Origin of the sequence: Subsaximicrobium wynnwilliamsii, from assembly GCF_007997225.1 — a bacterium.
In the GTDB taxonomy this organism is placed as follows: Bacteria; Bacteroidota; Bacteroidia; order Flavobacteriales; family Flavobacteriaceae; genus Psychroserpens; species Psychroserpens wynnwilliamsii.
Genome location: NZ_VORM01000033.1, coordinates 20,313 through 34,550, shown reverse-complemented (window position 1 = coordinate 34,550; position 14,238 = coordinate 20,313). Strand labels below are relative to the sequence as shown.

Below are 14,238 nucleotides of genomic sequence, written 5' to 3'. Positions count from 1 at the left end.
CTCAACTAATTTTTTTTAATTTTTAATTTTCAATTTTAACTATTGACAATCTACCTTTGTATGGTTCACTGCCTTTCGACTTTAAGGCGTCGTTGGCCAATTCTACATTATTGATTTTTTCGTTATAGATATAGTATTTACTCGTATTGACATCATAAAAGAAGTTCACATCTGTATTTCCAGAAGCCACTGTATTTTTCAAGAACGCATCTCTTTTAGACACATCGGTATGCACTGCCAAGATGACGTAGAACCCATTTTCTACATTTTTGACGTTTTTGAGGATTTGGATGTTAGCGCTCTGCGCTTCCCCAAAGTCAAAATCGGCTGCAGTAAGCGGCACCGCACTCAAATTGGTGTTTTGTTTGATCCGATCTAAAGTAGCCTTGTCTTGTATAAAGCGATCCTGTTCGTTATCGAAAGCTGCACGTTTGATTCTACGTTTTCTTTCAAATTCAGTGGCAATTTTAATGGATTTCAAGGATGCCGTAAGTCGTTCTCTGGTACTTAGGGCGGTTAATTGTTCCGCTTTCAACCTGTCGAGATTCTTCTTGTAAAACAAGGTGACCTCATCATTTCGCATGGTGGCGATTTTCACTCTTTGATCATAAAGCGTTTGTAACTCATCGATTTCATTACTTCGCGCCTGAATGGAATTATCAAGATTCACTTTTAAGGCCTCAATGGCATTGTTCTCTGCAGTGATGCTCTTAAATGGTTTAGGTGCTAAGAAAATGCCTTGTTCACTTAGATCGTTTTCCTTTTTGAGATCCTGCAAATCTTTGTCCTTACTGGCCACGGCTGCTGCCAACTCTGCTATAAGCGCTTGCTGGGACTGACCAGAACTCGCTGTTGATTCTGCCAAGGCATTCATGGTTTTGGCCATTTCGTCTGATGCGTTTGGTAAAGAGTTGTTTTCGCTGTCTGTTTTCTGTTGTTCTGCAATTGCCAATACAGCTTGCGCTGCGGCTTCTTGTCGGGCTGCTGCTTCCGCTTGGGCAACACGTTGGGTTTCGGCTTTGGCTTCCGCTTCTGCTTTGAGTCTTGCGGTTTCGGCTGCTGCCAATACAGCTTGATCTGCGGCTTCTTGCCGGGCTGCTGCTTCCGCCTGGGCAACACGTTGGGTTTCGGCTTCGGCTTCCGCTTCTGCTTCTGCTTTGAGTCTTGCGGTTTCGGCCGCTGCCAATTCAGCTTGCGCTGCGGCTTCTTGTGCTGCTTCCGCTTGGGCTATACGTTGGGTTTCGGCTTCGGCTTCCGCTTCTGCTTTGAGTCTTGCCGTTTCGGCTGCTGCCAATACAGCTTGCGCTGCGGCTTCTTGTCGGGCTGCTGCTTCCGCTTGGGCAACACGTTGGGTTTCGGCTTTGGCTTCCGCTTCTGCTTTGAGTCTTGCGGCTTCGGTTGCTGCCAATTCAGCTTGCGCTGCGGCTTCTTGTCGGGCTGCTGCTTCCGCTTGGGCAACACGTTGGGTTTCGGCTTTGGCTTCCGCTTCTGCTTTGAGTCTTGCGGTTTCGGTTGCTGCCAATTCAGCTTGCGCTGCGGCTTCTTGTCGGGCTGCTGCTTCCGCTTGGGCAACACGTTGGGTTTCGGCTTTGGCTTCCGCTTCTGCTTTGAGTCTTGCGGTTTCGGTTGCTGCCAATTCAGCTTGCGCTGCGGCTTCTTGTCGGGCTGCAGCTTCCGCTTGGGCAACACGTTGGGTTTCGGCTTTGGCTTCCGCTTCCGCTTCTGCTTTGAGTCTTGCGGTTTCGGCCGCTGCCAATTCAGCTTGAGCTGCGGCTTCTTGTCGGGCTGCTGCTTCCGCTTGGGCAACACGTTGGGTTTCGGCTTCGGCTTCCGCTTCGGCTTTGAGTCTTGCGGTTTCGGCGGCGGCTAATTTAACTCGTGCTGCTGCTTCTTGTCGGGCTATTGCTTCCGTTTGGGCGATACGTTGGGTTTCGGCTTTTGCTTCCGCTTCTGCTTTGAGTCTTGCGGTTTCGGCCGCTGCCAATACAGCTTGAGCTGCGGCTTCTTGTCGGGCTGCTGCTTCCGCTTGGGCAACACGTTGGGTTTCGGCTTCGGCTTCCGCTTCTGCTTTGAGTCTTGCGGCTTCGGCTGCTGCCAATTGCGCTTCTGCCGATGCCTGTGCCTCTACTTCCGCAGCGCTTTTTAGTTCAGCTACTTGTTCTGCTTTGGCTTCGGCTTCAGCTTTGGCTTCTGTAACCAATATCGCTTCTGCCGCAGCAGTTTCCTTGGCTTTTGCATTTGCTGCTTCGTCTGCCTTAAGTTTGGCTTCTTGATCCAATTTGGCTTGTGCTCTATCTGCTATGGCTTGTTGCCTGTTGGCTTCAGCCTGTGCCTTATCTATTTTTGATACTGGTCTTTTTACTCTTTTTTCGCTTGAAATCAAACTGCCCACCTCATCGTTGCCACTGTAATCATAACGTCGATCTGTATTGAATCTGTAGGCTAAAGTAACTTCATGCGACGGACCAAAATTGGTTAAATCACCGAGCGCTTTTTCGAAATTATATTCGATGGCTATGGATTTGGTGATGTTTAAACCCAAGCCGCCAGAAACGCCATATAATGTATTGTAGCCCACTTGTGCCCAAATGCCCTTAGGCACGGTTAGCATGGCAATTGCCGAAATGATGCTATTGTCTTTCCCCAGTTCCCCTCGCAATAGGCCTGAGAATTTACTTTCGTCAAAAAAACCATTGCTCCTCACATAGCCCGTATGCATCATGTGCGCTTGAATGCTTTGCTCTGGATTGTCTTCAATCAAGGTTGAAGTGCTCATGTTGTAAAGTGCCAAATTCTTGATGGAAACGCCAAAGTCCAAGAACGCCAATCCGTAATTAATACCAGGGTTAACGCTAATCAACGTGTTTGACGGAATCGTATTTAAAGATGGATCCTCAAAATTGGTAACCACCCGACCCGCGTCAATGCCGCTGCTATAAATACCCAAGTTTAGACCGAAAGTAAGATTGCTGTCTCTTTGTAATTGTGCATTATAAGCGAAGTTCAAGGTACCACCAAAAGTGGTCAATACGCCATAATTTTGCTGAAATACGGCGATACCGATACCCATATTCTCTCTGAATCGTCCAGAATAACTGGCCAAATACGTTGTTGGGGCATCGTCAAACTGAACCCACTCCCGCTTATTGGTCATGCTCACATAGCGATGCTGTTCTCTTACAAAGCTGAAGGTTGGGTTGATAAGAAAACGATTGAAGGTCAAGGAGTTTCTTGTAGGTAATGCTAGCGAAACCACCCCATCCTCTTCTTGAGAATAGAACATCTGTATGGCACAGAAAAGGAACACTATGGTTAAAACTCCGTTTTTCATTTTATTTCACTAGCGTGATCGAGCCCTTTTTGGTTTTATTATCGGGCGTGGTTAATATGTAATAATACACTTGATTTATACTATTCAAATCCAATTGATCCTCGGGCCAATTATTGAGATATGCTTTGGTTTGCAGAACGATTTTTCCGCGGTTGTCCATGATCATGACTTCAGTATCTGTGCCATCCACGTATTGCAGGGGGATGACCCAAGTATCATTGATGCCGTCGCCATTGGGACTTATAAGATTTGGTATGTTGGCCACTTCTGGGAAGGGGTCCATGGCCTCTGTGATTTCAAAAGGAAATGTATTGGTGGCCACGCAACCTGCAGACTGGCTTACCAAAACGCTGTAGGCTCCAAATGCTGAAGCTGTGTACGTATCACTTGTTGCACCGGGAATAAGTGTATCGTTGAAATACCATACATAGGTGGGGTTTTGAGCAGTAGTGCTTACCGTCACTTCCAAGCTTTCTCCTTCTTCGATTTCATTTACTTCGGAAACATTCAAACTGCCCTCAAAACTTTCGCTTACCAAATCTATGGCGCCTGAAGCTTGACAGCTCCCTAAATCGACCTGAACGGCAAAAAGTCCGGAAGCATCCGTTTGATAGGTCTGCTCTATAGCATCTGGGATGGCAACACCATCTTTAAACCATTGATAGCCAAGACCACTTATGGTGCTTAGCGTAGTCATGCCCTGATCGGGACAAAATGGGCTCCCCAAGCTAGAGGTAATGGATGCACTGGCTTCACCTGAAACTGCTTCAGAAATGCTAACGCGGTTTGAAAATGAACTTGAGGTACAGGTGCCGTAATTGGTTTTTACAAAATAAGTGCCTTCTTGGGTCACATTCAAGGTATTGCCTTCGGCTACAAAAACAGAAGTCGTTGGTCCAGTTTCCTTAAACCAATTATACGTCAAGGACGGATAGTTGAGCGGCGAGTCATTTTCTCCAGATCCAGGATTGTCAATGGTCAACAAATAGCTCCCACCACTGCAAAAAGCACCGGTTTCAACCAAATTGTTGATCGAGAACGGACTGTCTTGAATTTTGTAATAAGCGGCAAAGGCAGCAGATCTTGAGCTCGTGGCTGCAGGAGCAGTACTTTTGACGCGAATTTTGTAAGCCTCACCCGAGGTGGTTGATGGCAATGAGAAATTTATGGTGGCTGGTGATGTAGTAAAAACGTTGGGTTGTGATGTGAATACAATGGTAGGGTCTGTAAAATCGCCCTCTTCATTGGACATTTCAATAATAAACTGATTGGTATCGCCCAATGCCGAGGCTGGGGAAAATACAAAAGTTGCGCTATAAGAATTGAATGTTGAACTCGCACAAGCTTGGCTAAAACCCAAATTGGGCGCGCCAATGACAATCTGTGCGTTTAATTGCGCTGTTATAGAAACGGCAATTAAACAAAGTACACATAACAGTCTGTTTAAGTTAGTAGTTTTTTGCATTCAATTTCGATTAGCATAGTTCTATCGTTCGATGACATTCAATTCATCACTTAATTTTTAATGCCATGAACAAATTGATCTAAAAGTGTTCAGGCCAGATCCAAGACCCAACCATGCAAAAGCTAACAATGGATTGGGTCAATGGGATTAGTCGTCTAATTCTAAATCGTTAGAGGCTATGATTTTGTTGATTCGCAATCTGTAATCTGGGCTCGTGGTGCTTTGGAGATCGATAAACGTTTCAGCATCGTCGCCTTTAGAGTACACATTGGAAAATGCTCTGTTACCATACCAGTTTTCAAGATCTTCGTTATTGGAGTTGTTTTCGATGAAAATGTTTCCTTTACAATTATTGAAGTACATTTCTGTGAATTTCAAGCGGTCTAGATTTTCGCTGTTTACCACGATGGCATTGTCAAAAACTACGGCTGGATTAAATCCGGAGATCACGCTTTTACTAATATCCATAGCAGCATCTTTTGAAATGTAAAGGGCGGCCTTTACCAATCCCACCTTAATATCTGAAGCGAGATTGTCACTCACATTAACCAAGGTTAGGTTTCTTGCCGTAACAGAGGTGCCTTTTTTTGAAAAGTCAACATCCTGTTTATTATCATAAGAGGACACATACATGCATCTCGCCGTTTCAACACCAGAAACATACGGGGAGCGTATGGCCAAGGAATTGGATATGTTGGACTGGGCGCCATAATTGAACTTATAATCGTTGGAGCTCGATCTAAAGGAGACCATTTTAGAGAGGTTGGTCACACCGCCAATAACGTTGAAGGAGTTACCAGCGCAATAGCTAACCATAACATTTTCTATTTGCGTTTCACTGCCAACACCTGCCAAGGTAAGGGCATCGAAAAAACCGAAATCCTTGGTGCGTTTTCCAGCGAACTCAATGCGAACGTAGTTTAAGATCCCTGAATTGGCTTTGACATTCTGCCCACCATAAGTGATGCTTTCTGGGTTTGCTGGGCGCATGCCGTAAGTAATGGCAGCACCATTGCCGTATTTATTGATAGGCGCATCACCCAAAATGAAGAGTCCGCCCCAGTCGCCTTCTTTCTTAACGTTCCTGTTTGAAGTAAAGATGATGGGATCTGTTTCGGTACCATCGGCAATGATTTTGCAACCTTTGGAAATGGTAAGCGTGCCATTGGTTTTGTAATCGCCAAGAATGACGGTTCCTGGTTCAATGGTAAGTTGCGTGCTATCTGTCACAAACACGTTACCCAATAATAGGTAAACGTCTTTTTTGTTCAATTTGGTGTCTGTTGAAATGTTCCCCGTGAGAATCTGTGTAGGTTCTCCATACTGGGTTTTATTGGGGCTAAATTCTGTCCAGTTTCTTAACCAATTGCTTGAGCCGATTATTCCTTTTTCCTGTTGTGCGCTTACGCTAACAAACGCGAAAAGCAACAGGAAGGAAAGTTGTGTAATTTTTTTCATTGTAGACTAATTAATGAATGGATTAGGGTTTTAGATAATAAATTCAAACATAAGAACAAATTCCATGAAATACAAATTTTATCGATTAAATACCTGTATAAATCATAAAAGTAATATTATTACTACAAATTTAACTCTTTAGTCGGTAATTATAACATAATTTTTATTTCAATTTCTGGTTTGAGAGCCAGATTGAGCCTATTAAGCTTTTCTAAATGTGCGTATTGGTTCCATCTGTAAATGAAAATAACCGATGGGTTCATCGGTTATTTAAGCAAATTAGTCCATCTCCAAAACAGTTTCATTTCGAACTTTACCGGTTAAAAATTAGTTGATTTTTCGAAAGGCTCAATTCCTATTCAAGTGCGTATTAAAAACGATTGAACTCGTTATAAGTATGCAGGGATTTTAAAGTCTGCTCATAAAATAATATGGCAGCGATTAAATTGGACTTATCAGAATAGGGTAAGATCTTCTTTTGATATTCTATGGTACTATCAAAGTAGTCGTTTGAGGCCTTAATATTATCCTCCAAAGCATTTCTGTGATCCTTGGTATCTGGAATCCCCAAAGATGTCATGGTAACACCGGGCTTGGTGGCAAAAGCAATATTAGGTAGGATTTTTACAATTACCTCAATACGCTCCATATACAATTTGAGCAATTCACCTTTGTTCATACGATCCAAATCATTACGATCGTGGTATTTGGAGATGGACACATTCCCACTGATGATGTTTAAAGCGTCGTCCTTGTTTTGAGCAAAACTGAAGCTTGTCATCATCAAAAGAACAAGGCTACATAGAATAAGTTTAGTTTTCATAGTTAAGATATTAGGGTTCTATATCGCAAATTTATGTAATTAAACGAAAAAAACAAGCGTTTTGTCGATTTTTTTAAAATTATTAGCCCAGATTGTGTTAAAGATTATGAAACCTAATTCATTTTATTTCTGCACTATGGATTTTTTTTAACGCAAGACCCAAGGTCGAGACATTCCATCTGCATTTGAACGCTATCAAAGGCTATGCTAGAAGAAATGCGATCCTTTCTGGAATTTTAAACCTGACTTCTTAAGTGTCGATTGTAAATCATAGCAGCAGTTCTTGATGTTTACAGTCTTTGGGAAGCTTATGCCCATAGCTTCATTGCAATAGCAAGCCCCAATGGATGGATAGGCCGTATTGGCCTACACCACTCAAATCAATAAGCTCTGGGCAAGCCCGCAAGGCATGAATTGAAAGTTGTTCTTTGTATTTCGAGCTAAGCCTCGGAGAATATAACCCTCTGGAGGGATTTGCTTCTCGCCTCTATTCAAAAAAAAAGCCCCTTCTTTAAACAGAAGAGGCTTTAATATCAAGTTGCAGAGCACTTACTCTTAATTGATCAGTTTTTTGGTCAGCTTCACCTCATTATCCAATGTGATGACCGCAAGATAAACTCCTTTTGAAAATTGGAACTCGTCTTTAAAATGGGTCGTGTTTCTTTCAGGAGCATAACTTTTAAGATTCTTACCCGAGATATCATAAATTTGAACCGCTTTGATACTTACGGCAGACTTTATTTGTAGCTCATTATGAATTACAAAAGCAAAGGTATCTGCATACGTATTGTCATTTACAGAAAGTGGCGCTGCGACATACTTCAAAGCAAAGCGATTTGAAATGGTTCCTGCTTCAGCGGTAAAAGAATACGGAGAAGCTCTCAAATCATGTTCTAAATCCAACAAGCTGTCTTCAAGATAAATGCCCTGCTCCTGACCTACAAAAGTAGCGCCCTGCAGCATATCAATCCCAATGGAATAGGTTCCATCTTGTGGAATATTAGCACCTAAAGGAACAGTATCTTCAGCTGAAAACGGAAGCGAACGCCCCTGTATGTTCATCTTTGAACTGCCTATCAATGAAAACAAACTGAAAGCTGCATCTTCAGAATAGGTATCATACAGCCTGTCTTTTCCTTCAGTTGCGCCATTGACGTATCCCACTAAAGCACTTGAAGAGACATTGCTGGCATCAACCAAGCTTAACCAAATCAACTCCTTATCGGTATCATCCATTGCAGCGGCAGAAGCATCTGTATTTCTGAAAAAAGTAGAATTATCATAGGCTTCTTCATTGGCATCGTAACGCAAGGCGTTTGAGAATGTAACGTTTGATGTTGCCGCAGCGCTTTCTAAAACCTGTACGTAAAAGCCTTGTCCGGAAGCGATATTCCCTTCAAATGTATTTGGAGGTGTGGCACCAGTAGCATTATACGTCACGTAATCGTTATCATAATTATAAACAACTCCGGTATAAAATGGATTGGAGCTGTTTGAAATCTCTGTGTCATGCGACCATAGTCTTACATGGCCTTCAAGATTGCCGTTTTCATCAAGAAGTTGATCCGCATTTATTGCAGATGGATACGGATTTCCCAAGAGGTTCCAATGACGTGTTTCTAACGAAGGTTGAGTATTTCCAACAGACTTAGACACTTCAACAGCTATAGTTCCATTTCGAGGGACGCCTAGAAAAGTTGCTGTAAAACCAGAAGCCACATATTCGGTTGGCACTTGCACAACATAACCTTCAGCCGCGGTCATGACTCCAGAAGTAGGTACCCAATCTCCAACAGTGCCTTCCGTATTGGCAGCATTAACATCCCATTGAAATGCAGTGCTTGCATACGGACTTGTAATCCCAGACACATCGAAACCGTTTACTGGCGAAGACCAGAACACAAAATCATTTTCATGCAAATCAGTAGCTTCACGCTCCACACGAATATTACCTGTATTGGCATTCGTGGATACCTCTTTTGTCTGGATTAGATTGGCATTGTCTTTAATGGTCAAACTTGCACCATTCGCTACTTTAACCGTGTTGTAGAGTTTAAGCGTAGAACCAGAAGGAATGATGACTTGATTCCCAGCAGGAACCGTACAATCACAGCCTTCCAAATCTCCGGCTTGGTTATAATTCTCAGTAAAAACCAAACCTCTTTCTTCATCGGCTACAGTGGTTATCCCTGCTGCAGTATAGGCTGGGGGAAGTTCCCAATCAGTGCCATTCCAGAATACAGGTGTTCCACCCTGAGTGATAGTTGCTGGTACTATAAGTGCTCCAAAATCGTTGGTTACTTTCAATCTATAAAGCGCAAGATCTTCTAAATTAACAGCTCCGCTTATGGTATAGCTATTTGAAGTTGCACCGGGAATTGGATCGTTGTACTTAAACCACTGGTAGGATAGGTCTTCTTCAGGATTTCCCGTTGCGCCACCTGAAACAGCTGCAGTGGCAACCAAAGTAATATCGGCTGCACTTGGAATTTTGCATACATTTCTCGATACCGGAAATTGAGTGACCACAGGCGTTTTGATATCAAAAGAACCTCTATTATAAGCTAGAAAAGCCAAATCTGCAGTTCCTCCAGCGACCATGTTTATGTTATTGATGGCCTCGATATTAGCTGGGGTTATTTCAAAATTCTCAAATGTAAATGCCGCCATACGCAAAGGGCGCTCTTCACTATTGGAAAATGCCAAACTCTGTGGTGTGGCGACACCGTAGTTTGTACCTGAAGTTAGATTATATAAATCCAATCGCCATTCGGCCAATAGAGCATCACCATCACTTTCGTTTTCTTGAAGAATGGTTAATTTGATAGGTCTTCCAACTACATTCTCTTGGGAATCTGCATAATAATAAATATCTGTGCTTCCTGCACTTGCAATTTGTGAGATCAAAAAATCTGGGATATCGTCATTGATAGCACCCAATTGACCACCACTACTATAAAATTGAACATCAGACGTTTGGTTGAAATTGGTAACACCTGTACCTATATCTAAACCATTCACACCATCTATCAACACATCATAAATGGTAGCACCTAAAATTTCTGGTGAAGTAATAGTGTTTCCTTCATTTTCCTGACCATCAATCAAATCGGCCATGGCGATATAGTTTTGGGATTGGGTAATGCCATCAACACCATTGGTGGTATAGGCATAAAATAACTGCGTGCTAAAAGCAACTCCATTTGTTGTAAGCAAGGCATCGTCAACTCCAGTGGAATACGTGACGCCATCATAAGTAAAAGCTAAAAGGTCATGTCTTGTGTTTGGTTTCAGATCTTGGTTGTTAGGGTCTGCTTTCCATTGTGAAGATCTCCAAAATCCGTTGTAAGTAGTAAAGATCTCTGTTACTTTTGTAACGTTACTAGTTGGGCCATTTCTAAGCGTCTTAGGGGTTGGAGCCACATATTCAATATCAATATTGGAGTCTGTTCCTCCAACAATGAGATTCGCAACCACATCGGCACTTCCAGTAAAACTGACCTCAAATTTTATTTCATTGGCATTTACAACACTAAAGTTGTTTATGGCGATGCCAGTGAGATTTACGGTAGTTCCAGACGTAAAGCCAGCTCCTGAAACAATTATTGTCGATTTTGTGGTTACCCGTGTTGGGAATACATTGGTCACCGTTTGTGCTATCAAGCCCGTAGTGGATAATAACAGCAGGATTATGGTTAATCCCTTAAATTTTAAAAATGTTTGATAAGTAATTTTTGAATTCATAATCATAAGATGTGTTAAGTTAATTTAAAAGGGTATTTATAAAAGCATAAAATGTAATATCAGCATATAGGAAAGGAAGTACAATAATGCTAACTATAACTTAGGAAATAAAAAAATTTAGCTGTTCTGTAAATAATTAATGCTGAAGTGCGATTTTATCTAAAGCGCTGATCTTAAAAGCAGGAAAATGCATAGATTCCCGAGAATAAATTGAGACGGGAGACCGAAGACGGAAGCTGGAAGCTGGAGGCTAGAAGCTGGAAATTGGAAGACGGAAGACCGAAGACCGAAGACGGAAGCTGGAGGCTGGAGGCTAGAAGCTGGAAATTGGAAGACGGAAGACCGGAGACCGAAGACCGAAGACGGGAGACGGGAGACGGGAGACGGGAGACAGGCGACAGCAGCTGGAAATTTGAAGTCGGGAGACAGAAGACTGGTAACTGAAGACTGATGACTGATAACTGAAGACTGAAGACTGAAGACTGATAACTGAAAAACAATCAACTATAAAATGCAATGATAGTCTTGGCCTGAGCATAATAATGACCTCCAAATAAATTGACATGTCCCAGGATGTAATAGAGTTGCCACAGTTTAATGCGGTCTTTCCAAGCAGGCTCTAAAGAGAAAGCGGCATCATAAGCTTGAAACAAAAGCGGGTCAAAGCCGCCAAAAAGACGCATCATTGCCAAATCCATCTCTCGCGGGCCATAAGCCACCGCGGGATCGACCAAACAGGGTTCGCCTTTTGAATTGGTTAGATAATTACCAGACCATAGATCGCCGTGCAAAAGGGCTGGTTTCTCATCGGGGATCAGACTTTCCAATTGTTTATAAAAAGCATCCAAATGCTTAAATTCATAGCCATTATCCCTAGCCAATTTGAATTGTGGTTTCAAACGCTGTTCGATGTAAAATGCATGGGCGCTATCGCAATAGTCATTATACTGCGGAAGGCTTCCGTAGTAATTATCTGCCTCAAAGCCAAAACGCGCATTGCTGTGTTGGTGCAAATCTGCCAGTTGCGTTCCAAAACCTTCCCAAAAATCAGGCTGCTTTGCCCCTTCCTTTCTGTACGCCATTATCAAATACGTATGCGCTTCAAAATCGCCATAGCTCAAAACTTCAGGAATGTCAATGGTTTCGGTGTCTCGTAAGGCCTTGAGACCGGCGCTTTCTTTTTCAAACATGTCGGGAAATTTGTTGACTGCATTTAGTTTGACAACAAAATAATCGCTGTTGGTTTTAAGCAGGTAAACCTCGTTGATATCGCCGCCACTAAGCGCTTCTGCGCTGGTGATGCGCAAAGAAAAACGCTCTTCTAAATGATTTTTTAAAGCTGATGGAAACATATGGGTTGTTTTTTTATTGCTTGATTCAAATGTATTAGTATCTGAATTAATAAACTCGGGGCAAGTCCACGAGGTATGAATTGAAGTATGTTCTTTGTTCTCACAGTTCCGATTGCTATCAGGACGGTCTTGATTTTTTTTTGGACAGCAAAGGTTCAATTTATACAATTAATAGCAAATTTTTAGCTCAAAGCACCAAATTGTGATTTGATGCAATACCTGTTAAATTTAAAAAAAGTCTAGATATGATCTTGAAAACACTAGGCGTGATTTTCATTTTAGCACTTATCTGCAAAATTTGGGCGCTGCGATTTTAGTCTTCTTTTAAGAGTTCACCTGTTTTCAAGCGGTGGAAAATACTTAATTTTGCACGGTGACTAATAAACATTCAAAAACCATTTTCGGTACAGATTCTAGGGTCATTATCTTAGGGATTGCCCGAATGGCCGACGCTATAGGCAATTCTTTTCTAATTATTGTATTACCGCTTTACATTGCCAGCGGAAAAGTGGAGGGCGATTTCTTTGGATTCTCAGAATCCCTCATTACCGGAATTGTTCTTGGTCTCTATGGCTTGGTAAGTAGCTTTTTCCAACCTTTATCGGGGAGAATTTCAGATAAATTAGGCAAACGTAAACTATTTGTTCTCGCAGGCTTGTTCATCTTCATGATCGCCAATTTCGCCTATACTTTTGCTAGCAACTATACGCTTTTATTGGTCATTAGAGCCGTACAGGGTTTCGCGGCCGCCTTAACCATTACAGCGACTTTAGCTTTGGTAAGCGAAGTGAGCAGCACAAAAAACCGCGGTGGCAACATGGGTGTTTACAATGCCTTCAGACTCGTTGGCTTCGCTATTGGTCCTTTAGGAAGTGCTGCGTTGGTTGAAAACGGCCCTTATAACTTGCCGTTTATTGGTGAGGCGAGCGGCTTCACAATGGCTTTTATGTTGGCTGCCCTTGCGGCATTGCTCAGTCTTATTCTGGTGGCGGTATTCGTCAAAGATCCTGAAGACACCAAACCCAATAAGGAACGCATGATCATTAGGTTCAGATCCCAAGAACCTGGTCGTTTTTTAGATCCCATATTTACATTGGGCATCGCCACCCTATTTATGAGTATGGGTTTCGCCCTACTCGCACCCATTGAGCTGGTAGTGAATGAACGGCTCTCGCAAGGCGCCTTTCTGTTCTCAATCCAGTTTAGCGCACTCATTGTTTCTATGGCGATTTTACAACCTATTATTGGCAAGGCGAGCGACAAATACGGACGTAAGATCTTTATTGTTGTCGGCCTCGTTTGCCTAATTCCCATTATTGTTTTTGAAGGTTTGGCCACCGAGCCTTGGCACATGATCACAGCCAGAAGCTTGCACGGCCTTAGCGCTGCGATGGTGTTTGCCCCTGCTCTGGCGCTCGCTGGGGATTTAGCAAAAAAAGGCCAGGTGGCGGCACAGCTTTCCATACTTACCGTAGCCTTTGGGTTGGGGATTTCCTTCGGTGCTTTTTTAGCGGGATTCTCGATACGGTTTGGTTTTGTCGTGCCTTTTATCATAGCTGCTTGCTTGGCGGCGATTGGCGCGATTTTAGTCAAGACCCAAGTGCCATCATCCCAAACTGCGGAAAACTAAAAACCACATTTTTCAAAAATTCTTTCGGCCTAGCTTGGGCATATTAAAGCATCATGCAATAAAGTGCCATAGATTTTTTGAAACAAACTGAAAGTCCGTTGAATTCCTGAAAGTCACAGTAAATAATTTATGTACCTATTTTCAGCGAGCAATTGAATCTGCCTACTGGCCAGAGTGGTTCATGAAATTCGTGTCGAAATTTTTAGAAACTAAAGCGAGGTGTGCTAAAGGGCATAGTCTTAAGGCTATTCGAGACTAAATCAAGCTTAATCCTGTTTTTTTCTTCGGAAGGCTTCCGTTTTTGATTCACATCTTCTTAATGTCAAATGTTTCCGAAGCATTCCTTTTTGAAACACTTTTTTTCTGAACGAAAGGCATTCCGCGGAAAAATCCTTCCGAAGTATTTTTTTCAACGCGAATCCTCTGAAACTTCCT

The 14,238-nt window shown here is 42.6% G+C and carries 8 protein-coding genes; 2 read left to right on the top strand and 6 right to left on the bottom strand.

All coding sequences use genetic code 11. From position 1 onward, the window contains the following. Nucleotides 1-22 precede the first annotated feature (22 nt). The 5 genes from ESY88_RS18760 to ESY88_RS18740 form a co-directional block, all read right to left on the bottom strand. The gene (locus ESY88_RS18760; RefSeq protein WP_147129054.1) at nucleotides 23-3,331 is read right to left on the bottom strand and encodes a PorP/SprF family type IX secretion system membrane protein; all 3,309 of its coding nucleotides are present in this window, start codon (nucleotides 3,329-3,331) and stop codon (nucleotides 23-25) included. 1 nt (nucleotide 3,332) lies between these two features. Continuing rightward, nucleotides 3,333-4,796, bottom strand: a complete 1,464-nt coding sequence (locus tag ESY88_RS18755; RefSeq protein WP_147088134.1) for a T9SS type B sorting domain-containing protein — start codon at nucleotides 4,794-4,796, stop codon at nucleotides 3,333-3,335. 147 nt (nucleotides 4,797-4,943) lie between these two features. After that, the gene (locus ESY88_RS18750) at nucleotides 4,944-6,254 is read right to left on the bottom strand and encodes a hypothetical protein (protein WP_147088133.1); all 1,311 of its coding nucleotides are present in this window, start codon (nucleotides 6,252-6,254) and stop codon (nucleotides 4,944-4,946) included. A gap of 370 nt (nucleotides 6,255-6,624) precedes the next feature. Next, nucleotides 6,625-7,077, bottom strand: coding sequence for a hypothetical protein (locus ESY88_RS18745; protein ID WP_147088132.1), 453 nt, complete (start codon nucleotides 7,075-7,077; stop codon nucleotides 6,625-6,627). Nucleotides 7,078-7,632: 555 nt separating this feature from the next. Continuing rightward, complete coding sequence (locus ESY88_RS18740) at nucleotides 7,633-10,821, bottom strand: T9SS type A sorting domain-containing protein (protein WP_189702655.1); 3,189 nt, start codon at nucleotides 10,819-10,821, stop codon at nucleotides 7,633-7,635. A 210-nt stretch (nucleotides 10,822-11,031) separates the two neighbouring features. On the opposite strand from ESY88_RS18740, the gene ESY88_RS21200 reads away from it, so the two are divergent. After that, nucleotides 11,032-11,265, top strand: coding sequence for a hypothetical protein (locus tag ESY88_RS21200; protein ID WP_189702654.1), 234 nt, complete (start codon nucleotides 11,032-11,034; stop codon nucleotides 11,263-11,265). Between the two features lie 56 nt (nucleotides 11,266-11,321). Here the strand turns inward: ESY88_RS21200 and ESY88_RS18730 are convergent, their stop codons facing one another. Beyond that, nucleotides 11,322-12,173, bottom strand: coding sequence for a fructosamine kinase family protein (locus ESY88_RS18730; protein ID WP_147088130.1), 852 nt, complete (start codon nucleotides 12,171-12,173; stop codon nucleotides 11,322-11,324). A 373-nt stretch (nucleotides 12,174-12,546) separates the two neighbouring features. Between ESY88_RS18730 and ESY88_RS18725 the strand changes: the two genes are divergently transcribed. After that, nucleotides 12,547-13,803, top strand: coding sequence for an MFS transporter (locus ESY88_RS18725; RefSeq protein ID WP_223270892.1), 1,257 nt, complete (start codon nucleotides 12,547-12,549; stop codon nucleotides 13,801-13,803). The last annotated feature ends 435 nt before the right edge of the window (nucleotides 13,804-14,238 follow it).

Bases quoted from the DNA above. Each gene is read 5' to 3' on its own strand.
- ESY88_RS18760 (WP_147129054.1), bottom strand. From the start codon at position 3,331: ATGAAAAACGGAGTTTTAACCATAGTGTTCCTTTTCTGTGCCATACAG.
- ESY88_RS18745 (WP_147088132.1), bottom strand. From the start codon at position 7,077: ATGAAAACTAAACTTATTCTATGTAGCCTTGTTCTTTTGATGATGACA.
- ESY88_RS18730 (WP_147088130.1), bottom strand. From the start codon at position 12,173: ATGTTTCCATCAGCTTTAAAAAATCATTTAGAAGAGCGTTTTTCTTTG.
- ESY88_RS18755 (WP_147088134.1), bottom strand. From the start codon at position 4,796: ATGCAAAAAACTACTAACTTAAACAGACTGTTATGTGTACTTTGTTTA.
- ESY88_RS18750 (WP_147088133.1), bottom strand. From the start codon at position 6,254: ATGAAAAAAATTACACAACTTTCCTTCCTGTTGCTTTTCGCGTTTGTT.
- ESY88_RS18740 (WP_189702655.1), bottom strand. From the start codon at position 10,821: ATGAATTCAAAAATTACTTATCAAACATTTTTAAAATTTAAGGGATTA.